Below are 25,050 nucleotides of genomic sequence, written 5' to 3'. Positions count from 1 at the left end.
CAAAGCTATTAAGATCTAGCTGCTTTATCAAATTCTTCGACGATTTCTTTAGGTGGTGTACCCATCTTACTAACGACAATCGCTACAATGGTATTCAATAGGAATCCAGGAACGATTTCGTAAAGATCGAAGATACCGCCACTTAACATATCGGCCCAAACCACAACGGTTACGGCACCGACGATAATACCGGCAAGTGCACCATTACGTGTAATGCCTTTCCAGAATAGGGACAAGATGATGATCGGACCGAATGCGGCACCGAATCCTGCCCAAGCGTAAGATACAAGTCCAAGAACAGTATTATCCGGGTTACCCGCTAGAAGCACGGCGATCAAAGCGATCGCAGCAACGGCGAAACGGCCGACCCATACCAATTCTTTTTCAGAAGCGTTCTTACGGAAAATCGCTTTATAGAAGTCCTCTGCCAGTGCAGAAGAAGATACAAGCAATTGAGAGTCAATTGTACTCATGATGGCAGATAGGATAGCTGCCAGCAAGATACCAGCAATGACTGGGTGGAACAGGATCTGAGAGAATGTAATGAAAATTTTCTCAGAGTCAGCTAGCATTTGAATGCCGCCTTCTGTTATGACTTCAGCATTAAAGGAAGAGAGATCCGCAACGTCTGCTGTGTTGATATAAGCAAGACCGAAGAGACCTGTAAAAATAGCACCATAAAGACCTAGAACCATCCAGCCAACACCAATAAGACGGGCTTTCGGAACATCTTTAGCCGAACGAAGTGCCATGAAACGTACAAGGATGTGCGGCTGACCGAAGTAACCAAGACCCCATGCAAGAGATGAGATGATAGCTAACGCACCAACACCTTGAACCATATTCAAGTAGGATGGATCGATTTGAGCTACAGCGTTTGTCGCTTCATTCCAACCACCCAATTCAGATATAGCTACGATTGGCACTGCGATCAAAGCGAAGAACATCAGGATACCTTGAACGAAGTCTGTCCAACTTACCGCTAGGAAACCACCTAGGAATGTGTAAGAAATAGTTACAATAGCACCAAGCCAAAGCGCTTGCGTGTAGCTTAAAGCAAAGGAAGCTTCGAACAGCTTCGCACCAGCGACCATACCGGAAGAGGTGTAGAAGGTAAAGAATAATAGGATAACAGCTGCAGAGATGACACGTAATACGTGGGAATGATCACGGAAACGGTTTTCTAGATAGTCCGGAACAGTAATCGAATCATTTGCAATTTCTGTGAACACACGCAAGCGGCGTGCGACGAACTGCCAGTTTAAGTATGCACCGATAGCAAGGCCAACACCGATCCATGCTCCGGATAAACCACCTGCATAAATCGCACCGGGCAAGCCTAATAGTAACCAGCCACTCATGTCAGATGCACCAGCGGATAATGCGGCTACTCCTGGACCTAAACGACGACCACCTAATACATAATCAGATAAATCACTTGTCAGACGGTATGCAGCGAAACCAATTCCTAACATACCGATTAAATAAATTATAAACGTTATTAACGTAGCAGTACTCATTTTCTGTTATTCGCTCCTCTCAGTGAATAGTGTAATGATAGATAGAATGATTAAAATCGGCATCGGGACGAACAACCAGAACCAGGTTGCACCTCCGATGGATGCTGTTGTTGCGGTAGCGAGTTCAAACACACTGTCACCTCCCAAGTATTGGTATATACAATTCTATGCAATCGTACCGACGCATGGTTCTTAAGTCACAAAGACTTAAAAAATCCAAATACAGGTACCACTATATCATAATACTTTTGTAAGAACATTGCAAAAATTGCGTGATATTAGAGTAATTGAATATTTATGCTCGAATATTGTATGAAAATACGTATATGTGACATTTTTATGATAAACATTCACAAAATTTAATTTGATTTTTTTTGTCATCAGTTAAAAATGGGGAAATTTCCCCTTTTCCTGACATAGTTAGTATGTTCTGTTTTTGATAAAAAACCCTTTTTTCCTCAATAGAGGAAAAAAGGGTTTTGGTGGAATTTCATAACATCTCTGATGTTGTTTTTCCTTGCATGTGGTGGATTAAATAATCCGGACCACCGGCTTTTGAATCTGTGCCGGACATATTGAAGCCACCGAATGGATGATAGCCGACGATTGCTGCTGTACATCCACGATTGAAATACAAATTCCCTACATGGAAGTCTTCGCGTGCTTTTTCAATATGGTCCCGATTGTTTGAAATGACCGCACCTGTCAGGCCATATTCCGTATTATTAGCAATTTCGATCGCCTCATCAAACGACTTTGCTTTTGTAAAGCCGACGACTGGACCAAAGATCTCCTCCTGCATAATTCGTGCATCTGGCTGAAGATCAGCAAAAACAGTTGGAGCAATGAACCAGCCTTTACTATCGTCTCCTTTACCACCTGCCATTAACTTCCCTTCCTGTTTACCAATATCGATATAATCCATAATTTTATTATAAGCACCCTGATCGATGACCGGTCCCATATAGTTGCTGTTGTCCTTGGGATCTCCGTAGTTGACCTGTTCTCTCGTCTTTTGGACAACACGATCGAGAAGTTCGTCATAAACATCTGCATGGGCTACCACACGGGAACAGGCTGAACATTTCTGCCCTGAAAAACCGAAGGCTGAATACGTGATGGCATCTGCCGCTAGTTCAAGGTCTGAATCGTTATCGACGACGATGGTGTCCTTCCCGCCCATTTCGATAATCGTCCGCTTAAGCCATTGCTGACCGTCCTGGACTTTTGCTGCACGTTCGAAAATGCGCGTTCCGACTGCACGGGAACCAGTGAAGCTTACAAAACGTGTCCGCGGGTGATCGACTAAATAATCGCCCACTTCCTTCCCGCTTCCTGGTATATAATTGATGACCCCATTCGGAAGACCCGCTTCTTCTAGAACCTCCATCATCTTATACGCGATAATTGGGGTGGAACTCGCCGGCTTCAAAAGAACTGTATTCCCAGTAACCATTGCCGCGACCGTAGTTCCACACATAATGGCAAACAAAAAGTTCCATGGTGAAATGACTACGCCTACGCCTAACGGGATGTAGTGGAAACGGTTGTTTTCAATAGGACGAGAATTGATCTCGACCCCTTTATCTATTTCAAGCATTTGACGCCCATAATACTCCAAGAAATCAATCGCTTCTGCGGTATCCGCATCCGCTTCTTTCCAGGGCTTACCTCCTTCTTTCACTAAATGGGCGGTAAACTCATGCTTCCTGCGGCGTACAATAGCTGCTGATCGGAACAAGATATCGGCACGAAACTGCGCTTTCGTCTTGCGCCACGAATCAAACGTTTCATCTGCAATCTGATGTGCTTTTTCCGCAAGGTCCTGATTCGCTTTTGAAACGCGGCCAATAACCTCTTTTTTGTTCGCTGGATTGACGACTTCTATCTTGTCATCCGTCATGATCCGCTCCCCACCGATAATCAGGGGATAATCTTTTCCAAGGTCCGCTTCGACCTGCTTAAGCGCAGATTCCAAAGCCTTCCGATTTTCTTCCACAGTAAAATCAGTAAATGGTTCATGTTTGTACGGCACTACCATACTTAAACCGCCTCCTTGAAAGTAAATGGGGTGACGCTATGTAATTTTTAGAAAATTACCACATTAAGCGTTTCCATATATATTCTATCGTAACTACTAAAGGAGTTCAAACCATTACCATCTAAATATAAGCAAATATAGTGGTTTATCACAATCATCTCATTTATAAGCTGTTTTACTCTATTTTATGTCGAAAAAAGTTGGAATACGCCTCATTTATCTTCACGCTATATTCAATGCAGGATTCAGATAAATGAAAGCCGCACGGATTCCTTCACCGTGCGGCTCATTATCATCATTCATAGACATGTACAAACGGTTCTTGTTCACCAGGCTTTCTTACAATCAAGCTTTCCGGTTCGTCCATGTTATGGATTTTCACTTGGACTCCATAATGTTCAGAAAACATCTCGTTGACAAGACTGTATACATATTGAGTAAAACCGACAACTTCTGACTCAGATTGGAATTGGATCGGGATCTCGATCGAGACATGCTGTAATTCATCATTTACATAGAAACCATTGCCGATCATCCCCACGAAATTAGGAAAATAATCGGAGACTTCTTTACGAAAATCAGAGAAAATCTGTGAGTCATCAAAATGTTTTTCTTCTGCTTCATCAGATGGGAAAAGTATGTGTTCCTCATTGATGGCGTCCCATCCATTCAAAGCCGTATCAGATCCTTCAGCGTAGGCTTTGCTCAAGAATTTTCCTGGTACTTTTGAGCTCGCCTCTTCCTCTTCATATAGAGCAAAGACGACAGGGACATCCTTCAGTTCTTCACGCTTGCGGATACGCTTCAAGATTTCATCGGCGTATTCTTTTCCTTTTTGCAACAGTTCCTCAGTGGAATGGTCTTCTGAATAATTACGGCCCTCAACGGTGAAATTATAGACGGTCCGCAATGAAATGCCGATGGTGACGCCTTCTAATTCCACCACGTTTTCATCTTTTTTCACTAAATAGTTCTGCTCGACGATATTGGAAATAAAACGCGGATGCTCCCGGAAGTCTTCTTCGGATGCTTCATTTTCGTCTAGTGCAGGGTTCAATCCGCCTTCTGTATCTTTCTCTTTATCATCTTCTTCAGGCTCTCCCCGGCCCAACCATTCCATCAAAGTTTCATGGCCGAGATACTGTCCAGGTTGAAAAAAATACTTCTCCGGGCTGAAATGCTCTTTAGAATGACGGCGTAGACCACTTTCGAATTCATCGATATCCATTCGGTTGCCCATCTGGTTCGTTGTCACTCCACGGGCACTCGAAACTTTCGGGCTGCTTTCCGTCAAGATCATCCGGTAATTTTCGTCAGAAATACTATAGTTCGGGACAATGGCCGATTGGTTGTTCGTTTCGTCTTTCGTCTCCTGAATGACTTCTTCTCTATTGTCAAAAACGGGCGTACACGCGCTTACGATGAGCACAGAACTTATAATGATCAATGCGTGCAACTTCCTCATGCTTTCCACTCCCTAATTATCAGACTCCGTTATAACTAATGTTGATGCATTAATCGAATGATGCTGATACTTAATCAGGCCATCATATTCTTCCATTAATGTCTACTCCGTTCTACTGTCTCTGTTAAAGGATTGTATATCTATGTATTCCCCTCCCCCTTCACTTAGTCAAAAGGAAGAGAACCTTACATGATAAGTCGCGGGAATATCAACAGAATGATATAACAGAGCCAATGATTAAAAGCACCAGCGCCTTTCTATTGAAGAGGAAAGGCGCTACAGCTGGACTTCAAATAACTTACATTCAAGAACGCTTATAATACAGCTTTCCTGAACTCCTCTTCATCCCATATTTCAATCCCTAAATCACTTGCTTTCGTATATTTTGAACCGGCATCCTCTCCTGCGATCAAGAGGTCTGTCTTCTTACTTACACTACCTGTCACATTGCCGCCAAGATCCTCGACGATCTTCTTCACTTCTGAGCGGTTGTAATTCTCCATTTTGCCAGTAAGGACGATCGTTTTATCCATGAATGGAGAATCGTCCGGCTGGTCGCTTTTCTTCGCACCTTTATATTCCATATTAAGGCCAAGTTCTTTGAGTTCTTCCAATAACTGGGTGACTTGAGGTTTATCAAAATAGCTGGCGATCGATTCTGCCATTTTGCTGCCGATCTCAGGGATCTGTTCAAGCGCTTCAGCATCTGCTTCCATGAGTGCGTCCATATACTCAAAATGTTGAGCGAGTGTACTGGCTGCTTTTGAGCCGACATAGCGGACGCCAAGTCCGAATAAAAGGCGTTCAAGCGATTTCTCTTTCGACACCTCTATAGCCTTCAGCAGGTTCTCCACTGATTTTTCACCCATACGTTCAAGCTGTAGCAACTCTTCGCGGTCCAACTTGTACAAGTCGGCAATATTGTGGATCAATGACTCCTGAAAAAGCTGTGCGATAACTTTTTCGCCGAGCCCTTCGATATCCATCGCGTTTCTTGATACAAAATGGATCAATCCTTCGCGGAGCTGGGCAGGACAGTTCGGATTGATGCAGCGCAGCGCCACTTCTTCATCCAAACGGACAAGTTCACTCTCGCATTCCGGACATGTTTCCGGCATGCGGTAAGGTTCTTCGTCGCCTGTCCGCTGTTCAGTCAATACGCGCACAACCTCCGGAATGATATCACCCGCTTTTTTTATGACGACCGTGTCGCCGATGCGGATGTCTTTTTCCTTGATCAAATCTTCATTATGCAACGAGGCACGCTGTACAGTGGTTCCGGCTACTTTGACCGGAGCAAGTACTGCTGTTGGGGTGACCGCGCCGGTACGTCCGACACTCAATTCAATCTCATTCAACTTCGTTACCGCTTCTTCCGCAGGGAATTTGTATGCCGTCGCCCATCGCGGGCTTTTTGCTGTGAAACCGAGCGTTTCCTGCTGGTTGAGATTATCGACTTTAATGACAATGCCGTCGATTTCATAGTCAAGATCAGCACGGCGTTCGACCCAGCTATGAACATAGTCGATCACTGCTTCGATATCGTTACACTTTTTCCATTCCGGATTTGTTTTGAGACCGAGATCCTTCATTTTTTCTAGTCGTTGACTATGAGAATCCGAGGAATCATTTTCCCACACGCCGATGCCATAAAGGAATATATCCAGGTTCCGCTTCGCTGCGATTTTCGGGTCCAGCTGTCTTAAAGATCCCGCAGCAGCATTACGAGGATTAGCAAAAGGCTCCTCACCGTTTGATTCCTTCACTTCGTTCAAACCGATGAACGATTTTTTCGGCATATATGCCTCGCCACGCACTTCAAGCGTCACTGGTTCCTCCAAACGAAGCGGGATGTTGCGGATTGTGCGTAGATTTTTCGTAATATCTTCCCCTGTCGTACCATCCCCGCGGGTCGCACCACGAACAAACACCCCATCTTCATATTTCAATGAGACAGCGAGACCATCAATTTTCAATTCACAAACATAACTGACTTCAGTATCTGTACCATTTTTTACACGACGATCGAAATCACGCAGCTCCTGGTCGTCAAAGGCATTGCCAAGGCTCAACATCGGAATGTCGTGCTGCACTTTGACAAAAGCATCAAGAGGCTTGCCTCCGACCCGCTGTGAAGGTGAGTCTGGTGTCTGCAAGTCAGGAAACTCCTCTTCAAGCTCAATCAATTCGCGCAATTTCTGGTCATAGACGGCATCCGGTACAGTTGGTGCGTCTAAGGTGTGATATTCATAGCTGTATTGTTCTAATGATTGTTTTAAAGCTTCGATTTTTTGCTGGGCTTCCTTTGCATTCATATCCATCCACTTCCTTACACTTTCGTAATCGGAGCAAAACGAGCGAGCAATCGTTTGATGCCGGTCGGTGCCGGGAAGGCTATATCAAGCTCCATCCCGTCTCCTTCCCCTTGCACTTTGACGACAGTCCCTTCGCCCCACTTCTTGTGTTTCGCTTTATCCCCAGGCTGCCAACCGATTTTTTCTCCACCAGTTGAACTATTCTCTGGTTTCTTAGCTGCACGCTTTTTCGGTGCCGCTTGAGGCTTCGCACCAAAAGGCGTACGTTCAGGTTTTTTATTGAAAAATGGCAGATCTTCTTTTTCTTCTTTGCCTTCAACTAGATCCTCTGGAATCTCGTTGATGAAGCGACTGATCGGGTTCATATTCGTGCGGCCGTATAATGTACGCATTTTCGCATGCGAAATGAACAGCTCTTTTTCGGCACGGGTGATGCCGACATAAGCTAGACGACGCTCTTCTTCCATCTCTTCTTCTTCCATCAATGCACGGCTGTGAGGAAATACATTCTCCTCCATACCAATCAAGAAAACGACAGGGAACTCAAGTCCCTTCGCTGAGTGCAGTGTCATCAAGGTAACTGTATCGTCACTATCCGGATCATCATTCATAGAATCGATATCCGCAATCAAAGCAAGATCCGTCAAGAAAGCGATCAGTGTTTTATCTTCTGCATTTTCTTCAAAATTCTTCGTTACTGATTTAAATTCTTCAATGTTCTCAAGACGGCTTTGCGCTTCAATGCTTTTTTCATTGAGCAGCATCTCTTCATAGCCTGTCTTATCGATCACATCCTGAACCATGTCCGTCGCTGATAAAAATTCTTGCTGCTGCGTCCAGTTTTGAATCATCTTTCTAAAGCTCATAATCGCTTTAGCCGCCTTAGCACTTACGCCGACAAAATCGACCTCTGCTGCTGCTTCATATAAGGAAATATCGTGGTCAGCTGCATATGCCATCATTTTGTCCATGCTTGTTTTACCGACACCGCGTTTCGGTTCATTGACGACACGCTGAAAACTCAGGTCATCGTTCGGATTCGAAATCAACCGGAGGTATGCAAGCAGATCTTTGATTTCCTTACGATCATAGAACTTCGTACCGCCGACCATTTGATAGGGGATCCCTGCTTTGACGAACGTCTCCTCTATCGTACGTGATTGTGCATTCGTCCGGTACAAAATCGAGGCATCCTGGTAGCGGAATTTCCCCTGCCGCACCATGTCTTCAATTTTATCAGTGACAAAAAGAGCTTCTTCACGCTCTGTACCTGCTTGGTGATAATGGATCTTTTCTCCACCTTTATTATCTGTCCACAGGTGTTTCGGTTTACGACCACTATTATTATCGATCACATTATTCGCTGCATTCAGGATCAATTCAGTTGAGCGGTAATTGCGCTCAAGGAGAATTGTCCGGGCTTTAGGATAGTCATTCTCAAAATTGAGGATGTTTTGAATATCCGCCCCGCGCCAGGCATATATCGACTGGTCAGAATCACCGACTACACACAAATTCTGATAGCGGCTCGCCAAATGCTTGACCAACTGATACTGCGCATGGTTCGTATCCTGATACTCATCTACGTGGATATACTGGAAGCGGCGCTGATAGGATTCAAGCACTTCCGGTACTTCATCGAATAAGCGCAGTGTCTGCATAATCAAATCATCAAAATCGAGAGACTGGTTTTTACGCAGCTTTTTCTGGTACCCTTTATAAATTTCTGCGATTTGTTCCTCATGCATGTTGCCTGCATCCTTTGCATAATCTTCCGCTGTCATCAGTTCGTTTTTCGAATTACTGATTGCGCCAAGCATGGCACGGGGGTCCCATTTTTTCGGATCCAGGTTGATATCTTTCAAAACTTGTTTAATGACTGACAATTGATCGCTCGAATCTAAAATGGAAAAATTACGATCGTACCCGATACGGTCGATATCGCGACGTAAAATCCGCACACACATCGAGTGGAAAGTCGACATCCAGATTTTCTCGCCTTCTTTTCCGACAAGGGATTCGACACGCTCTTTCATTTCACGCGCCGCTTTATTTGTAAAAGTGATCGCTAATATATTTCGTGGTGCTATATCTTTTTCACTAAGTAAGTAGGCGATGCGGTGCGTCAAGACACGTGTCTTTCCACTTCCGGCACCGGCCATGATCAAAAGCGGTCCTTCCGTGTGGGTAACCGCGTTGCGTTGTTCTTCGTTCAAGCCTTGAATCAAAGCGTTCAATGCCTGTGTCATGAGGGTCCACCATCCTTCATCTTTGTTGATTTGACTGCTTCTACCGTTTGAAGAGCAACCTCTAGATTATCATAAATCACATTACCTACGACGATTACATCCGCATAAGCACTCATTTCCTGTGCCTGTTCTCTTGACCGGATGCCCCCACCGTAAACAAGTTTCGTATGTTTTAATTCACTTGCAATTTCTTTGACCCGTTCAGGATCGCCATACATACCGCTGTATTCCATATAAAAAACGGGTAAACGGAAAACATGCTCCGCCATCTGCGCATATGCCTGAACATCTTGTTTATCAGGAAGTGTACAGTCCGTTTTTTTAAAAACCTTAGCTTCTGGATTGAGCACACAATACCCTTCTGTCACCATGTCGTCCCAATCAATGAGATCTCCATATTCCTTGACCGCCTGATGTTGGACATCAAGCAACCACCTTTTGTACGAACTGTTGAGCACAAGCGGAATGAAATACTTATCGAAACCCGGCGCAATCGCTTCGAGATCCGAAACTTCAAGCACACAAGGAAGATCATATCGCTGTACTCGCTCTTGCAAGTCCGTCACATTCTCAAAGGTAACGCCATCCGTCCCTCCGATGATGATTGCATCCGTCCCTGAGGTACAGACAGCCTGGAGGTCCCGGTCTGTGATCGTTTTGTTCGGATCAAGCTTGAACACATGATCCCACTCATTTATATTGTACATTTCCGTCCTCCAAAACAACAGTTTTCCATTCACTCATTATAGCAAACTTTCCGTCTCGGGTTGAGTGGTTCAGAGTGAGAAAAAAGGTTAAGTTTTTACAACAACAAAAAAAGCCCTCCCCACCAGGAGCGGCCACTGAAAAACCCTTTTCCCTCTAGAGGAGCCGTTAAAGTTTGTTGTTGCTTCTCACGAATCGCTTCGGTGGATGCTTGCCGCGGGCACGGCCTCAGCTAACTTGGTCAAGAAGATCACTTGACCAAGTGGATCTTCGGCTCGCGCAGTTCCCGCAGGCGTCACCACCGAACGCTCATCGTGGAATCAACGAGGCCCAACTAAAAAGAGTAATCTTTTTTGATTTATAAAAGAAAATCACTCTGCGTGTACAAGAGCTGGTGGCAATATTCACCGTCAATATAAAAAGAATACTCAAGCTCATGGAGGAGTAAGAGCCCGAATGTCTCATCGAAATAAAGAAGCCGTGGAACAATAAAATCGTCCTACTCAGCTTTTTCTTTGATGCATAACTCAGGAAGTTGCAGTTCTTCAGTAGCAAAGATTTTAAGAGGGAAGCTCCGGCAGCAGCCTTGTGGATGTGAACGTCATCGTCACCAGGCCGACACTTAAAATCGTCATTGCTGACAACAGCAGCGTTTCTAATGAAAAAAGGTATCCGCTCGCTCCAATGATCAGCGCATCAATTGCAAGAATGACAAAGCCGACATTCACCTTCCACCAATCGGCGATCATTTGGGCCAGCAAGTCTGTCCCACCGGTGCTCGTCTGATGACGGAGCATCAGCCCGATCCCTCCACCGACAAGGGCCCCGCCCAGAATTGAACTGATTGCTGGATCAAGCGGCAGATGATACGCCCTCAGTCCTTGCAACACATCGATCGTAAAGGAGGAAACCAGTAACCCGTGTAAACTATTGTAAAAATAATCCCTATAAAAAAACCACGCGAGCGCAAAGATCGGTATGCTGAAACAGATAATGGTCAGCCCCACCTTCAACCCCCATATGTAATTCATAATCATCCCGAGTCCAATGATTCCGCCATCCAACACGTGGTCCGGGATGAGAAAAAAGTTGATGCCTAAAGAAAGGATCAAGCTTCCGATTACAATCATAACACCTTTTTTTACCATTGTTATCATCTGTCGGCTCCCCTTCCATTGTTCTATCCTATGCTCGTCCTTTTTTAAATAGAAGGAAGGGCGAGGGCGAGCCGTATATCAGCTAAACCTCCAATATCCTAACCCCCCCCGGGGAACATAGCGGTATGTACTTACAGATATTTCAATATTCCTGAGCACAAAAAAAGACTGCTCACATTTTCTGCGGCAGTCGGATTCGGTCTATTCGGTTCTTTTTTCATGTACACGATCGAGCGCTTTCGTATAAGCATCGTTTCCGTAGTTCAAGCAACGTTTTACACGGGAAATCGTCGCAGTCGATGCACCTGTTTCGGTTTCGATTTTATGATAGGTGAAGCCATCTCTAAGCATGCGTGCTACTTCAAGACGCTGGGCCAGGGACTGCACTTCATTCATCGTCGCTAAGTCATCGAAAAATTCGTAGCATTCTTCAACATTTTGCAAGGATAAGATTGATTCAAACAATTGATCAAGTGTTTTTCCGCGTAGTTTGTCGATTTGCATCCAGATTCCCTCCTTTAATTAGAACGGTTTGAGGTTTGTACAGTCGCGTTTTTCGGAATGATGTTCACCCAAGTATGACCTGGGGTGAAGGATAGCGGTTCGCCATCCTCAAATGGCAGTAATTGTCCGTCAATGTTTTTCCATTGGACTTCTTTCAACTGCCCTTTTTGTAAAAGGTAAGCGTCTCCGCCTGAGGTAAGATCGATATCGCGGCGACCGACGTTGTCAATGATCTGATGATCGGTTTTAATGACAAAGATATTTTCAACGGCAATTCTTTCGTTGTTAGTGCGATCAATAGTCGGTTCCCCGTCACTCGAGCGCAGAAACTGTCCATTTTCTTCATCATAAGAATAACTGACTTCAGTACTATTCGAGTAAGCGATTGTTACATCATCTACAGGGTTCCCATCAAGCTGGGTGCCCTCTTTAAATGGCAGATCTTTATGGTTCAGAGTCGTTTCATAACTCTTGCGATCAACTGCCCGATCAATTCCATCTGTTAAAAGATAGGAGTTGTGGGGCGCTGCCCGGTCCGATGAACGCTGGAACAACCAACCGTTGTTATCGTAAATCGCTCCGTTCAAATACCGCACTCCACTGTTTGCGACTTGCTGATTGATCGCTGTCGACGCACCATGGTAGACATAAAGTGCATCATGGCCATCCGCAAGTTCAAAATAATACGGACGTGCGCTTCTTACTGGTCCAATTGTATCAGGAATCTCACTTTGGAACAAAGCCAAAAACCGCGTGATTTGCCCTTCTGCCAACACTTCATAGACGAGATCAGCCTGGCTCAGTCCGGATTGTGGCCTGGCTTTTGTCTGGTTATTGACCATGACGGACACAATAGGCGTGTCTATGGGTCCATCCGCTGGTTCCCCCGTCAATGGGAAAACATCTTTATGAGTTGATTCCGCATCGTTTGGTTCGACTGACACTTTTTCTTCTTTTTCAACCGGTTTCTCTTTTTCTTCGGTTGCTGATTTCTTTGGTTCTTCAGAAGACTGGTTCGCCCCTGCTTCTTTATTACAAGCTGCAAGCAACAACAGTACAATCAAGGTGAAGAACGTTAGCTTTCTCATCCCAGCACTTCCTTTTGCTCAATATTCCCGTTTCTATTTTAACGCATTATTGAAGGAAAGAGTACCTCTTTCTTCTTCACGTCCATGATTCCAAGTGGTGTAATCCGGATATAAGGCAAATGCATGGATGATAAGAAAAGCAGGGTGTACACCGGATCAGTAAATGAAGAACCATGTTCATTCAAGCACTCTTTCAGACGATTTTCCTCAACAATCAATTCGTTCAGCGGCAATTCGGACATGACCCCTCCTAACGGCAATGGAAGTTCGAATAAAATTTCCCCCTCATTGACAAGTACGATCCCACCACCGATTTCATTCATACGTTTGAATGCTTTTTTCATATCAGAACGGGATTTTCCGATTAGTATTAAATCTCCTGTGTTGCTATAAGAACTGACAAGCGCACCTAGTGAATGAGTAAATCCTTTAATCAGGGTATTGACCATCCATTCGCCTTCACGGTCCATCAGCATCAAGAACGCTTCATGCGTCTCATTAGACAGACGTTCTGCCGAAGCGTCGATGTCAATCGCATAAGGTCTCATAATGACGTCGTTCACCATTTCCATCCCAATCGGCATGGAAAATTGCATATCCTCATCACTTACTTCCCAATCGAGGTCAAGTGGTTCTATGCCATTTTTCTCCCATTCAATCAGAGTTTCTTCTTGCAACGACTTATCCTCTCGCTTCACCCATTCGCCTTTCCCGATTACAGAGTGGGGAGTAGGATCTTTCGGATCCCGCAGAAAATTGAGATGCGCCACACGCCCTGCATTCAAACTGCCAACACGGTTCTCAATGCCAAAGTGACGCGCAGGGTGATAAGTGGCCATCATATAAGCGTCAATTTCCGGAACGCCAGCATCTATCGCAATTTTCACACATTGATTGATCAGTCCTTCACGATAGAATCCAGGCGTGGATCCATCTGTTGTGTACATTAAATGGTCATAGTGCGTGTGCCCTTTTTCCTGGAGCCCTTGTAAGATCTCAGGCAGATCCGGGCGAATCGAAGAATATCGCAACCCTGTCTGATAGCCGATTTCCAAACGGTTGATTACATCATCTGCGGTCATAGATTCGTGTTCTGAGTCCATACCCAGCAGCCGCATTTTAACGAGCGTTTTTTTAGAAGCTCCCGGCAAATGAGCTTCAAGAGGCTTCCGTGAGCGCTTCGTTTCCTGCATCCAATGAAGAATTTGTTCGTCACCACCGTGAAGGACATCCGGCCAGGCCGTCAGTTCGCCCCCCTGGATGACCGCGTCATGCTCAATCCAATCCGGAATCTGGACGTCGAATGCTTCTTTGTCCTCATCACGCAAGGCAGATTGCGAGTCAAAACGTGCCCACCAATACATGGTCGCAGGTAAATTCATGAATTCTTCCAACAAAGAAAACGCTTTCTCCTTTTTTGTTAAAAAAAGCCACATTAAATTATCATTGATCAAAGTGGTCGTACCGGTTTCTGCTGCATATTCAGCTAAGCTCTGGGGATTATATAACTGAAATGGATGGGCGTGGGGCTCTATGTAGCCTGGAACGATATAGCTGTCCTTACCTTCAATGATTTCTGTACCATCTGTATTGGAAGGAAGCTCTTTGCCCGTATAAATGATGCGGTCTTCATATAGCCATATGTGGCCAGTCATCCATTGTTTCAAATAAACATTCAAATAAGTAGTGTTTTTAATCAGCTTTGTCGGCGCACTTGAACCGCCGATGACAGCCGCGTGTTCTCTCAACTGCCGGTTCCGCCAACGAAAGCGAGTCTCATTCATGGAGCGTCCCTCCCTGATTTCATTATGTTCTATCGTAACACAGGATCAATTCAACTGCTAAGGAGGAAGTAATATGAAGCAGAATATCGGAATCATCAACAGTATGGTCCGCATCACCGCCGGACTCAGCATGTTGACTTTTTTAACGATACGCAGTGCCCGCAGAAAGGATGCATCAGTCCATCCGATGATGATTGTCATAGCAGCAATGAAAGTTGCGGAAGGAATCGTACGCTACTGTCCGCTTACAGCAGCATTTGAAGAAATGACTGAGGAGACAGATGGGAAAGAAGAAGGCTGGCAGCAGAACTTTCAGAAAACACAAATGTAAGTTCTCGGGGCTATCCCACCAGAGCCATTCGGTCAACATAAAAACAGAGCGGGGAACACACTCCCCGCTCCCTATAAAGGATGAAATCAATGGAATTCATGGAATATTTCACAGACGCAGGTTTCGTTATTGTCACGATCATCGGTTCAATCGCCGCTTTATTTTACGTTGGTGCCAGAAGACGAAGAAACCGATGAACGACCGATATCACGACGATAGAAAAAGTCGTCGTTCCCATCGAATACACGCAGTGAATCATAAGCACGATCCAGGGCATGGGCCAAGTCCATCCCTTTGCTTCCTGCTAAAAGGACACGCCCGCCACTGGATACATAGACTCCCTCGACAAGTGCCGTGCCTGCATGAACAATGAACGTTTCCTGTTCCACTTTAATTTCCGGCAATGGCCGCCCTTTCTCATATCCCCCCGGATATCCGTTCGAAGCGACGACCACACCTGCACAAGATTCCTCTGACCACACTAATTGAGGATCCACACCATTCATGACGTCCGCTATCACTTGCACAAGATCATTCTCCAGCAAAGGAAGTACGACCTGTGTCTCGGGATCGCCAAAACGCGCATTGAACTCAATGACTTTCGGACCTTCTTTCGTTTCAATCAGCCCTGCATACAAAATACCGGTAAACGAGCGACCTTCTTCGACCAGTGCATGCGCTACCGGCTGGATGACCGACTCTACCGCACTTGTGTAAGACGTTTCTCCCAAATCCGGGACAGGAGCAAACGCCCCCATACCACCTGTGTTCGGGCCTTGATCTCCATCGAAAGCACGCTTATGATCTTTAGCAGAAATCATGGGGTAAACATTCGCTCCATTTACAAACGCCATCAACGAGAACTCTTCCCCTGTCAAAAACTCCTCGACAACGATTTCCCGGCTCGCTTCACCGAACTGGCCGTTTTCAAGCATGTCTTCTGCAGCTTGCAATGCTTCAGAAAGAGTTTCCGCTACCACGACCCCTTTTCCAGCAGCCAGACCGTCGGCTTTTATGACGATGGGAGCTCCTTTTTGTTCGATATAGTGCTTCGCAGCTGTCACATCAGAAAAAGCCTGGTACTCTGCTGTAGGGATCTTATGCTTTTCCATGATTCGCTTAGCAAAATGCTTGCTGCCTTCTATAAGAGCGGCCGCTTGTGTCGGACCGAACACTTTCAAATCATTGGCAATGAACCGATCGACGACACCTTCCAATAAAGGGACTTCCGGACCGACAATCGTCAATCCGACTTCGTTATGGATAGCAAAGGCTATCAGTTTATCATGGTCGTCTTCATCAATCGCCACACATTCCGCTACATCCTGCATCCCAGGGTTACCGGGCACCACAAAAACCTGTTCTACCTGCTCACTTTCCGAAAACTTATGGACAAGACTATGCTCGCGACCGCCACGTCCAATCACCATGACATTCATTAACGTCCACCCCTTCTTTAGTGTTTAAAGTGACGCATTCTCGTAAAGACCATTGTAATCCCGTGTTTGTTACAGGCGTCAACCGAGTCCTGGTCACGCTTCGATCCGCCCGGCTGAATAATGGCTGTAACACCAGCTTCAGCAGCTGCTTCAACAGTATCTGGCATTGGGAAAAAGGCATCAGAAGCCATGATGCTTCCTACTGCATTTTCACCAGCTTGTTCAAACGCGATTTTCGCTGCGCCTACACGGTTCATCTGTCCTGCTCCCACACCGAGCGTTCGGTCGCCTTTAGCCACGACAATCGCATTCGATTTCACATGCTTCACCACTTTCCAGCCAAGCTTCATGTCTTCAAGCTCCTGCTCGGATGGTTCACGTTCTGTTGCTACTTCAAGCTCCACACTATCCAAAGAACCTTCATCAGTATCCTGGACAAGCAGTCCACCATTCACAGTCGTCAACTTGTGGGCTGGACGATCGGATTTTTTCAAATCGACTTTCAACAGGCGCAAGTTTTTCTTCGTCGTCAGTAAATCGAGTGCTTCCTGGCTGAAGGAAGGTGCAATGATGATTTCAAGGAAGATCTCTTTCAATTTTGCCGCCGTATCTGCATCCACTTCCTTGTTCAACGCGACAATCCCTCCGAAGATCGATACCGGATCGCCTTCGTATGCTTTTACATAGGCATCGTACAAGCTGTCCCCAACTCCGACACCACAAGGATTCATATGCTTGACTGCTACAGCTGCCGGTTGGTTGAACTCAAGGACAACTTCGAGAGCTGCGTTTGCATCCTGGATGTTGTTATATGAAAGCTCTTTGCCGTTCAACTGTTCTGCATCAGCCAATGATGTACCTTCCGTATTCGCCTTCTTGTAAAAAGAAGCCGTCTGATGCGGGTTCTCGCCATAACGTAAGGATTGGACTTTTTCATAGGTTACAGAGTAGGTTTCTGGATAAGCTTCTTCTGTAAGGTCAGAAAAATACCCCGCGATCATCGCATCGTAATTTGCCGTGTGACGAAAAACCTTTGCCGAAAGCTTACGGCGCGATTCATAAGCCAATCCCCCGGAACGAAGGGCAGTGATGACTTCTCCATAATCAGAAGGGGCGACGACCACCGTAACGTCTTCAAAGCTTTTGGCTGCGGCCCGAAGCATCGTCGGACCGCCGATATCGATGTTCTCAATCGCTTCAGCTTCAGTGACGCCTTCTTTCGCAATCGTTTCTTTGAACGGATACAAGTTGACCGCTACAAGGTCGATTGTTTGGATATCAAGTTCATCAAGCTGCTTCATATGATCCTCATTGCCACGCTTTGCCAGCAAACCGCCGTGCACAGATGGATGAAGCGTTTTAACACGTCCGTCCATGATTTCAGGAAAGTCGGTCACCTCAGAAATCGATAGAACAGGAATCCCAGCTTCTTCTATCGCGCGTTTCGTCCCACCTGTGGAAACGAGTTCATAATCTAGTTCGTGTAATTGTTCAGCAAAATCAATCAGTCCTTGTTTATTGGAAACGCTTAGTAAAGCACGCTTTTTCATACGGATTCCTCCTTGGTGAATAATGACTGGATCACTTGTGGATAGAGGCGGTGCTCGACCGCTTGAATTTTCTGTTTCACTTTTTCTGATGTATCTTGTTCTTCTATAGCAACAGCTTCTTGGGCAATAATCGGTCCTGTGTCCATACCATCGTCAACCAAATGGACAGTCACCCCGGTCACTTTCACTTTTTTCTCCAACGCTTGCCCTATGGCGTCTTTTCCTGGAAAAGCCGGGAGTAATGATGGATGAATATTGACGATTCTTTCTTCGTAAGCCTGTAAAAGTGTTGGACCGATCAGGCGCATAAAACCGGCTAAAATGATGTAATCGATGTCTCGCTCATGACAATCTGCCAACAATGCCGTTTCATAGGCAGCCTTGTTTTCGAATACTTTCGGATTGTAAACAACCGTATCGATTTCATAGCTTTGCGCCTTTTCAATGACTGGAGCACCAATGCGGTCACACACAAGGAGAGTTACCCTTGCTTCAAGTTCTCCTTCTTCAATAGCATGCATGATGGCGTCAAAGTTCGACCCGGTTCCAGAAGCGAATACAGCAAGTCTGATCATGTCCACTGCACTCCTTCTTCCCCTGTAACACGACCGATGACAACCGCTTCCCCATAAGCTTCAAGTGCGCGTTCAACATCCGTTTCTGCTACCACGGCGACCATACCGATTCCCATGTTGAAGACACCGAACATCTCCTCTTCAGACAGCTGTCCTTTTTCCTGCAAAAAACGGAAAACAGTAGGCACTCGCCAGCTGGTGTGATCGATTTCTGCCCCTAATCCATCTGGTAAGGCTCGTGGAATGTTTTCATAAAAACCCCCGCCTGTAATATGAGCTAGACCTTTCACATCCAAAGCTGCTTTCAAAGCTTGAACTGCTTCAGCGTAGATAACCGTCGGTGTGAGCATCACTTCACCAAGCGGACGATCAAAGCCAGGGTAAGTTTCCATAAGGGACAGTCCATGCTCCTCAACAATTCGTCTTACAAGGGAAAAACCATTCGAATGAATGCCAGAGGATGGAAGTCCGATAAGCACATCCCCTTCAGATATCGATTCCCCTGTAATCAATTTCCCTTTGTCTGCCATTCCGACGACAAACCCAGCAAGGTCATATTCATCGAGCTCGTACATGCCAGGCATTTCCGCTGTCTCACCACCTACAAGCGCAGCGCCAGACTGTTCACAGCCGTCTGCGATACCTTTGACGATTTGTTCGATGCGGGCAGGTTCATTCTTTCCACAAGCGATATAGTCCAAGAATAAAAGGGGATCAGCCCCTTGAGCAACGATATCGTTCACACACATGGCCACCACATCTACACCGATGGTATCGTGTCGATCCATTTCGAATGCGAGTTTGAGCTTCGTGCCGACCCCATCCGTGCCTGTCACAAGGACGGGATGCTCATAACTCATTCCGCTGATATCGAACAAGCCGGCAAAAGAACCGAGTCCGCCTAGTACTTCTTTGCGCATCGTGCGGCCGACATGTTTTTTCATGCGCTCTACGGCTTCATAACCAGCTTCGACATCGACCCCTGCTTGTTTATAGGATTGGCTCATCTTTCTCCCCCCTCACAATTTTTCATACGGATGAACTGTATTTGGATAGATTTCTGTCGGATAATTGCCGGTGAAGCAAGCCATGCAGCCCCCGTGCTCCATCGATTCTTCACCTTGGTAGATGCTGTCGTTCAGACCATCGACCGATAGAAAATTCAAACTGTCAGCACCGATTTGTGCTTCGATTTCTTCGACTGACCGGTTTGCTGCAATCAGTTCTCCGCTATTCGAGGTATCGATTCCGTAATAACAAGGGTTCTCTATCGGTGGAGACGCGATACGAACGTGTACTTCCTTCGCTCCCGCCTCTTTCAACATTTTCACAATCCGCCGGCTTGTCGTCCCTCGTACGATTGAATCATCGACCATGACTACTCTTTTTCCTTCGACAATGCCGCGGACGGCCGAAAGCTTCATCTTCACCCCTTGCTCGCGCAGTTCCTGGGACGGTTGTATGAATGTACGTCCGACGTATCGGTTTTTAATCAAGCCAAGCTCGTAGGGGATGCCTGAGGCTTCAGCATATCCGATCGCTGCCGAAATGCTCGAGTCTGGCACACCGGTCACGACATCTGCATCCACCGGAGCTTCTTCAGCAAGAGACTTACCCATCCGCTTACGGGAAGCGTGGACATTTTTCCCATCCAGGTTGCTGTCAGGTCTGGAGAAATAGACATATTCCATAGAGCAGAGTGTGCGCTGAATCGGAGCAGAAAAGCGTATTGATTCAACCCCTTCATCGGAAATCATCAACAATTCGCCAGGTTTGATCTCACGGTCATATGTCGCACCGACAACATCGAATGCACATGTTTCCGAGGAGACCATCCACGAATCCCCCATATGTCCGAGACTTAATGGACGTAATCCGCGCGGATCATTTGCAACGAACATGCAATCTTCAGTCATCACCAAGAAAGCATAAGCACCCTTGATCATTGAAAATGCTTCTGAAATCGCCTGTTCTAAAGGCAAGTGGCGCGCTCTCTTAATCAAATGGGCGACCACCTCTGTATCTGATGTCGTCTGCAAAATGCTTCCCTGCGCTTCCAGTTGATTTTTCAGAGCTTGTGCGTTTACCAGATTGCCATTGTGCGCAAGTGCGAGTCCTCCCGTTTGTGAGCGAAAGAGGAGCGGCTGAATGTTTTCATAGCCGCCATCCCCTGCTGTGGCGTAGCGTACATGACCTACAGATGCGTGCCCTTGCAAATCTTCCAGCTGATTTTGTGAGAAAACGTCATTGATCAGGCCGTGGCCCTTAGCGATTTTCAGCTGTTCTCCATCTGTCGTGACGATGCCCGCTCCTTCTTGACCGCGATGCTGGAGTGCATGCAGGCCATAGTAAGTCAGCTGAGCTGATTCCGGATGTCCCCAAACGCCGAATATTCCGCATTCTTCATTTAACCCTTTGATTTCACCAAGCATGGAATAGCTCCTTTCCACGTATCCTTCAATGTAGTAATGTGCTCTTCCAACACAACCTGATGTTCCTGTGATACTTGAAAAACGCCATCTCCTGTAACGGTTCCGATTTTGTGTGCTTCCGTGACCGCTTGTTCAAACGCTTGTTGATTTTCTGGTTTGATCGAGACAAGAAAGCGGGACTGTGTTTCTGAAAATAAAGCTGCTGTTACATCATCATCTACCGTCACATCACAGCCGAGTTCTTGTTCGAAAAGGCTTTCTGCTAAGGCGACACCAAGTCCGCCTTCTGCTAAGTCATGCGCCGATTCAACAAGTCCGGAGCGTATCGCGGTCAACAATTGCTTTTGCCTGATCGCTTCTTTTTGCAAATCAAGCGCTGGCGCTTTTCCGAAATGCTTCCCTTCGATCATGCCTTGCAGTTCACTGCCTCCGAATTCGGCATGCGTTTCTCCGATTACGTATAGCAGATCGCCTGCCTGCTTCACATGGGATTGTGTAATATGCGCAGTGTCTTCAATCAATCCGACCATCCCGACAATCGGTGTCGGATAAATTGCCTGGCCACCGAAAGATTCGTTGTACAAAGATACATTTCCGCTGATGACAGGCGTACCAAGTTCCCGGCATGCTTCACTCATACCATCAACGCTTTTTTCCATTTGCCAAAAAATTTCCGGGTTTTCAGGTGAACCGAAATTCAACCCGTCAGTCAATCCAAGTGGACGACCACCAGAACAAATGATGTTGCGCGCAGCTTCTGCGACTGCGATCTTGCCTCCGACTTCTGGATCCACGTAAATGTACCGGGAATTGCAATCCGTCGTCATCGCGATCGCTTTCTTCGTACCACGGACACGAAGCACAGCTGCATCCGATCCCGGTGTCACCACCGTATTTGTCTGCACCATCGAGTCGTACTGATCGTATACCCACTCTTTACTTGCGATCGTTGGCTGCTTCAATAAATCGACCAATGTTTGACGATAATCGCTCACTGCAGGTACATAGTCTTCCATCGACTGGAACTCCTGGTAATAGTCAGGCACGCGAGAAGGCTGATGATAGACTGGCGCATCCTCCGCAAGGGAATCGACAGGCACATCAGCGACAACCTCCCCATTGTGCTCAAGCCGGAAACGTTTAGTATCCGTGACTTCACCGACAGCTACGGCTTCCAGATCGTATTTGCGAAAGACGCTGGCAATCTCTTCTTCGCGTCCTCTCTCTACAACGAGGAGCATCCGTTCCTGAGATTCAGAAAGCATCATTTCATATGCTGTCATATCTCGTTCACGCTGTGGAATCTGATCCAGGTTCATAGTCATCCCAGTGCCGGCTTTGCTTGCCATTTCACTTGCAGATGATGTAAGCCCCGCTGCACCCATGTCCTGGATACCGACGAGAGCATCATGATGGATAACATCAAGACAAGCTTCAATCAGTAATTTTTCCATGAATGGATCGCCGACTTGGACTGATGGACGTTTTTCTTCTGATTCTTCCGATAATTCTTCCGAGGCGAAGGTTGCGCCGTGAATTCCATCGCGGCCTGTTTTCGCACCAACATACATGACCGTATTTCCGAGACCGGCTGCGATTCCTTTTTGAATATCTTTGTGATCGATCAACCCTACACACATCGCATTCACGAGCGGATTGCCGTTGTAGGCATTATCAAACTGTACTTCTCCCCCTACGGTCGGGACGCCGACACAGTTGCCGTAACCTGCAATTCCACGGACGACTTCTTCAAAAAGATACTTCACACGCGGCTGCTCCAAGGAACCGAACCGAAGTGAATTCAATAGTGCTATCGGACGGGCTCCCATTGAAAAGACATCACGCAATATCCCGCCAACCCCTGTCGCAGCGCCTTGATAAGGCTCGACGGCTGAGGGGTGGTTGTGGCTCTCAATCTTGAAAACTACCGCTTGATCATCACCGATATCGATGACCCCGGCGCCTTCTCCCGGTCCTTGCAAAACATGAGGGCCTTCTGTCGGGAACTTTTTCAATAGTGGCTTCGAGTTCTTATAACTGCAATGCTCTGACCACATCACAGAGAACAAACCGATTTCTGTGTAATTCGGCTGTCTACCTAGAATCGATTTGATCGACAGATACTCTTCATCTGTCAAACCCATTTCCGAATAAACGCGTTTTTCTTCAATTGCCTCTGGACTAATTTCAAGCATTGATGGCATGATGTTCCCTCCAATGTGTCAAAATCGATTCAAATAACCGCAGACCGTCTTCATGGCCGAGCAACGCTTCAACCGCTCGTTCAGGGTGAGGCATCATACCGAGGACATTCCCCTTTTGATTGGTAATACCGGCAATGTTCCCGACCGATCCATTCGGATTATCATCATAAGTGAAGATGATTTGGTTGTTGTCACTCAGTTTCTGGTAGGTTGGTTCATCGCAAAAATAGTTCCCGTCCCCGTGTGCGATCGGAATTTGAATTTTTTCTTTTTCTTCATATTGAGAAGTGAATAAAGTGTTCGAGTTCTCCACTGTCAAAGTTTCAAAATGGCACATGAACTTGAGGCGTTCATTGGGAAGCATCGCCCCGGGCAGCAGCCCCATTTCAAGTAGAACCTGGAAACCGTTGCAGACGCCAAGCACAGGTTTCCCCATTTCTGCAGCTTCACGGATCTGTTCGATTACAGAAGACGTAGAGGCGATCGCTCCCGAGCGCAAATAGTCGCCGTATGAAAAGCCACCGGGAAGGAGAACAGCGTCATAGTTTGCTAGATTCGCTTCCTGGTACCAGACGAGATCAGCTTCTGCACCTAAATGATCTTTTACAGCGTAATACATGTCACGGTCACAGTTTGAACCTGGAAAAACAACAACAGCGAACTTCACTTAAACAACCTCCTCGATCGTATAGCTGTAATTTTCAATAACCGGGTTGGCGAGCAGCTGATCACACATTTGGTCGATCTGTTTTTCGAGGTTGTCGCTATCTTTCATCACCACTTCCATATATTTTCCGACACGAACATCTTCGACAGTATTGTACTCCAGGGATTGCAGTGAGTTTTGGACGGCTTTCCCTTGTGGATCGAGCACGCCCTCTTTCAAGGTGATGTGGATCTTTACTTTGCGCATACATTCTCCTCCAGTCGTTGTAAAATATTCTCATACGTCTCGATCAAGCTTCCGATATTTTCGCGGAAGACGTCTTTGTCCATTTTTTTACCTGTTTGGCTGTCCCAAAGACGGCAAGTATCTGGTGAAATTTCATCAGCTAAAACGATGGTTCCATCCGTTCGACGGCCGAACTCCAGTTTGAAATCGATGAGATCAAGGCCAGCAGATCTAAATAATTCTATTAAGTGCTCGTTGATGATAAGAGCCTGGTGTTTGATGAATGTAAGTTCTTGTTCGTTGATATCTGTCAGGTGGTACGCATGAACGTCATTGATAAGTGGATCATTCAATTCGTCTTTTTTGTAAAACAATTCAATGATTGGCGGGGTGAAGCTTGTCTGTTCTTCAATGCCGAGCCGACGTGTGATACTGCCAGCCGCAATATTACGAACGACGACTTCAATAGGAATGATCGTCGTTTGATCGACCAATTGTTCCGTATCGTTACAAGCTTCAATAAAATGGGTAGGGATGTTTTGCTGATGCAAGTATTCAAATACTTTTGAGGTAATCAAGTTATTCAGGCGACCTTTGCCTTCGAACTCGCTTTTTTTCTTGCCATTGAACGCCGTTGCGTCATCTTTATAAGATAAAATCAGGCGTCCTGAATCATCTGTCGTATGGTACACCCGTTTCGCTTTACCTTCATACAATAGTGAACCCTTCATAGTAAGAAACACCTCGCTCGATAATTGTTAAATCAATTGGAAATATCTGTTATACCTGAGGAACCAGT

General features: G+C 46.1%; 22 protein-coding genes. 2 read left to right on the top strand and 20 right to left on the bottom strand.

What is annotated here, in order from left to right:
- Positions 1-8: 8 nt before the first annotated feature.
- From putP to ACTWPX_RS07900, 11 genes are all read right to left on the bottom strand, one after another.
- Entirely contained in the window at positions 9-1,520 is a 1,512-nt protein-coding gene (putP, locus tag ACTWPX_RS07950; RefSeq protein ID WP_443119259.1) for a sodium/proline symporter PutP, read from the bottom strand.
- 6 nt (positions 1,521-1,526) lie between these two features.
- Positions 1,527-1,652, bottom strand: coding sequence for a hypothetical protein (locus ACTWPX_RS07945; RefSeq protein ID WP_277750309.1), 126 nt, complete (start codon positions 1,650-1,652; stop codon positions 1,527-1,529).
- Between the two features lie 358 nt (positions 1,653-2,010).
- Positions 2,011-3,561, bottom strand: coding sequence for an L-glutamate gamma-semialdehyde dehydrogenase (pruA, locus tag ACTWPX_RS07940; protein ID WP_443119258.1), 1,551 nt, complete (start codon positions 3,559-3,561; stop codon positions 2,011-2,013).
- 295 nt (positions 3,562-3,856) lie between these two features.
- Entirely contained in the window at positions 3,857-5,026 is a 1,170-nt protein-coding gene (locus tag ACTWPX_RS07935) for a CamS family sex pheromone protein (RefSeq protein ID WP_443119257.1), read from the bottom strand.
- 314 nt (positions 5,027-5,340) lie between these two features.
- Entirely contained in the window at positions 5,341-7,341 is a 2,001-nt protein-coding gene (ligA, locus tag ACTWPX_RS07930; protein WP_443119256.1) for an NAD-dependent DNA ligase LigA, read from the bottom strand.
- 14 nt (positions 7,342-7,355) lie between these two features.
- Positions 7,356-9,590 carry a DNA helicase PcrA gene (gene pcrA, locus ACTWPX_RS07925; protein ID WP_443119255.1) on the bottom strand — a complete coding sequence of 745 codons (2,235 nt, stop codon included), beginning with the start codon at positions 9,588-9,590 and terminating at the stop codon, positions 7,356-7,358.
- A complete protein-coding gene (locus ACTWPX_RS07920) occupies positions 9,587-10,297 on the bottom strand; it encodes a heptaprenylglyceryl phosphate synthase (protein WP_443119254.1) in 711 nt (236 codons plus the stop codon). Before ACTWPX_RS07920 ends, pcrA begins: the two co-directional genes overlap by 4 nt.
- Before the next feature lie 558 nt (positions 10,298-10,855).
- Positions 10,856-11,443 carry a YitT family protein gene (locus tag ACTWPX_RS07915; protein WP_443119515.1) on the bottom strand — a complete coding sequence of 196 codons (588 nt, stop codon included), beginning with the start codon at positions 11,441-11,443 and terminating at the stop codon, positions 10,856-10,858.
- 210 nt (positions 11,444-11,653) lie between these two features.
- Entirely contained in the window at positions 11,654-11,956 is a 303-nt protein-coding gene (locus ACTWPX_RS07910) for a YerC/YecD family TrpR-related protein (RefSeq protein WP_128524419.1), read from the bottom strand.
- Positions 11,957-11,970: 14 nt separating this feature from the next.
- On the bottom strand, positions 11,971-13,044 hold the full coding sequence (locus tag ACTWPX_RS07905) for a DUF3048 domain-containing protein (RefSeq protein ID WP_443119253.1): 1,074 nt from the start codon (positions 13,042-13,044) through the stop codon (positions 11,971-11,973).
- 38 nt (positions 13,045-13,082) lie between these two features.
- Positions 13,083-14,828 carry an adenine deaminase C-terminal domain-containing protein gene (locus ACTWPX_RS07900; protein WP_443119252.1) on the bottom strand — a complete coding sequence of 582 codons (1,746 nt, stop codon included), beginning with the start codon at positions 14,826-14,828 and terminating at the stop codon, positions 13,083-13,085.
- A 73-nt stretch (positions 14,829-14,901) separates the two neighbouring features.
- Here ACTWPX_RS07900 and ACTWPX_RS07895 point away from each other — a divergent pair, with 73 nt between their 5' ends.
- Positions 14,902-15,159, top strand: coding sequence for a YgaP family membrane protein (locus tag ACTWPX_RS07895; RefSeq protein WP_128524422.1), 258 nt, complete (start codon positions 14,902-14,904; stop codon positions 15,157-15,159).
- An 80-nt stretch (positions 15,160-15,239) separates the two neighbouring features.
- Positions 15,240-15,356: an EYxxD motif small membrane protein gene (locus ACTWPX_RS07890; protein WP_443119251.1), complete on the top strand. Its 117-nt coding sequence runs from the start codon at positions 15,240-15,242 to the stop codon at positions 15,354-15,356.
- Here the strand turns inward: ACTWPX_RS07890 and purD are convergent.
- The 9 genes from purD to purC are packed head-to-tail and all read right to left on the bottom strand — an operon-like array spanning position 15,318 to position 24,982.
- Positions 15,318-16,598, bottom strand: a complete 1,281-nt coding sequence (gene purD, locus ACTWPX_RS07885; protein ID WP_443119250.1) for a phosphoribosylamine--glycine ligase — start codon at positions 16,596-16,598, stop codon at positions 15,318-15,320. The genes ACTWPX_RS07890 and purD overlap by 39 nt on opposite strands.
- Positions 16,599-16,615: 17 nt before the next feature.
- The gene (gene purH, locus ACTWPX_RS07880) at positions 16,616-18,148 is read right to left on the bottom strand and encodes a bifunctional phosphoribosylaminoimidazolecarboxamide formyltransferase/IMP cyclohydrolase (protein ID WP_443119249.1); all 1,533 of its coding nucleotides are present in this window, start codon (positions 18,146-18,148) and stop codon (positions 16,616-16,618) included.
- Complete coding sequence (gene purN, locus ACTWPX_RS07875; RefSeq protein ID WP_443119248.1) at positions 18,145-18,723, bottom strand: phosphoribosylglycinamide formyltransferase; 579 nt, start codon at positions 18,721-18,723, stop codon at positions 18,145-18,147. Before purN ends, purH begins: the two co-directional genes overlap by 4 nt.
- On the bottom strand, positions 18,720-19,730 hold the full coding sequence (purM, locus tag ACTWPX_RS07870) for a phosphoribosylformylglycinamidine cyclo-ligase (RefSeq protein WP_443119247.1): 1,011 nt from the start codon (positions 19,728-19,730) through the stop codon (positions 18,720-18,722). Before purM ends, purN begins: the two co-directional genes overlap by 4 nt.
- A gap of 12 nt (positions 19,731-19,742) precedes the next feature.
- Positions 19,743-21,155: an amidophosphoribosyltransferase gene (gene purF / locus ACTWPX_RS07865; RefSeq protein WP_443119246.1), complete on the bottom strand. Its 1,413-nt coding sequence runs from the start codon at positions 21,153-21,155 to the stop codon at positions 19,743-19,745.
- The gene (purL, locus tag ACTWPX_RS07860) at positions 21,131-23,359 is read right to left on the bottom strand and encodes a phosphoribosylformylglycinamidine synthase subunit PurL (RefSeq protein ID WP_443119245.1); all 2,229 of its coding nucleotides are present in this window, start codon (positions 23,357-23,359) and stop codon (positions 21,131-21,133) included. Before purL ends, purF begins: the two co-directional genes overlap by 25 nt.
- Positions 23,343-24,026 carry a phosphoribosylformylglycinamidine synthase subunit PurQ gene (purQ, locus tag ACTWPX_RS07855; protein ID WP_443119244.1) on the bottom strand — a complete coding sequence of 228 codons (684 nt, stop codon included), beginning with the start codon at positions 24,024-24,026 and terminating at the stop codon, positions 23,343-23,345. The genes purL and purQ overlap by 17 nt, the downstream gene beginning before the upstream one ends.
- Positions 24,027-24,272 (bottom strand): phosphoribosylformylglycinamidine synthase subunit PurS, encoded by a 246-nt coding sequence (gene purS, locus ACTWPX_RS07850; protein WP_443119243.1) that lies wholly within the window; start codon positions 24,270-24,272, stop codon positions 24,027-24,029.
- Positions 24,260-24,982, bottom strand: a complete 723-nt coding sequence (purC, locus tag ACTWPX_RS07845) for a phosphoribosylaminoimidazolesuccinocarboxamide synthase (RefSeq protein ID WP_443119242.1) — start codon at positions 24,980-24,982, stop codon at positions 24,260-24,262. Before purC ends, purS begins: the two co-directional genes overlap by 13 nt.
- Positions 24,983-25,050 lie beyond the last annotated feature (68 nt).

Origin of the sequence: Halobacillus sp. H74, assembly GCF_052246715.1 — a bacterium.
GTDB lineage: Bacteria > Bacillota > Bacilli > Bacillales > Halobacillaceae > Halobacillus > Halobacillus litoralis_A.
Note: the sequence above shows the minus strand (reverse complement) of the source record. Positions and strands in the feature narration are given on the sequence as shown.

Bases quoted from the DNA above. Each gene is read 5' to 3' on its own strand.
- putP (WP_443119259.1), bottom strand. From the start codon at position 1,520: ATGAGTACTGCTACGTTAATAACGTTTATAATTTATTTAATCGGTATG.
- pruA (WP_443119258.1), bottom strand. From the start codon at position 3,561: ATGGTAGTGCCGTACAAACATGAACCATTTACTGATTTTACTGTGGAA.
- ACTWPX_RS07935 (WP_443119257.1), bottom strand. From the start codon at position 5,026: ATGAGGAAGTTGCACGCATTGATCATTATAAGTTCTGTGCTCATCGTA.
- ligA (WP_443119256.1), bottom strand. From the start codon at position 7,341: ATGAATGCAAAGGAAGCCCAGCAAAAAATCGAAGCTTTAAAACAATCA.
- pcrA (WP_443119255.1), bottom strand. From the start codon at position 9,590: ATGACACAGGCATTGAACGCTTTGATTCAAGGCTTGAACGAAGAACAA.
- ACTWPX_RS07920 (WP_443119254.1), bottom strand. From the start codon at position 10,297: ATGTACAATATAAATGAGTGGGATCATGTGTTCAAGCTTGATCCGAAC.
- ACTWPX_RS07915 (WP_443119515.1), bottom strand. From the start codon at position 11,443: ATGGTAAAAAAAGGTGTTATGATTGTAATCGGAAGCTTGATCCTTTCT.
- ACTWPX_RS07910 (WP_128524419.1), bottom strand. From the start codon at position 11,956: ATGCAAATCGACAAACTACGCGGAAAAACACTTGATCAATTGTTTGAA.
- ACTWPX_RS07905 (WP_443119253.1), bottom strand. From the start codon at position 13,044: ATGAGAAAGCTAACGTTCTTCACCTTGATTGTACTGTTGTTGCTTGCA.
- ACTWPX_RS07900 (WP_443119252.1), bottom strand. From the start codon at position 14,828: ATGAATGAGACTCGCTTTCGTTGGCGGAACCGGCAGTTGAGAGAACAC.
- ACTWPX_RS07895 (WP_128524422.1), top strand. From the start codon at position 14,902: ATGAAGCAGAATATCGGAATCATCAACAGTATGGTCCGCATCACCGCC.
- ACTWPX_RS07890 (WP_443119251.1), top strand. From the start codon at position 15,240: ATGAAATCAATGGAATTCATGGAATATTTCACAGACGCAGGTTTCGTT.
- purD (WP_443119250.1), bottom strand. From the start codon at position 16,598: ATGAATGTCATGGTGATTGGACGTGGCGGTCGCGAGCATAGTCTTGTC.
- purH (WP_443119249.1), bottom strand. From the start codon at position 18,148: ATGAAAAAGCGTGCTTTACTAAGCGTTTCCAATAAACAAGGACTGATT.
- purN (WP_443119248.1), bottom strand. From the start codon at position 18,723: ATGATCAGACTTGCTGTATTCGCTTCTGGAACCGGGTCGAACTTTGAC.
- purM (WP_443119247.1), bottom strand. From the start codon at position 19,730: ATGAGCCAATCCTATAAACAAGCAGGGGTCGATGTCGAAGCTGGTTAT.
- purF (WP_443119246.1), bottom strand. From the start codon at position 21,155: ATGCTTGGTGAAATCAAAGGGTTAAATGAAGAATGCGGAATATTCGGC.
- purL (WP_443119245.1), bottom strand. From the start codon at position 23,359: ATGCCATCAATGCTTGAAATTAGTCCAGAGGCAATTGAAGAAAAACGC.
- purS (WP_443119243.1), bottom strand. From the start codon at position 24,272: ATGCGCAAAGTAAAGATCCACATCACCTTGAAAGAGGGCGTGCTCGAT.
- purC (WP_443119242.1), bottom strand. From the start codon at position 24,982: ATGAAGGGTTCACTATTGTATGAAGGTAAAGCGAAACGGGTGTACCAT.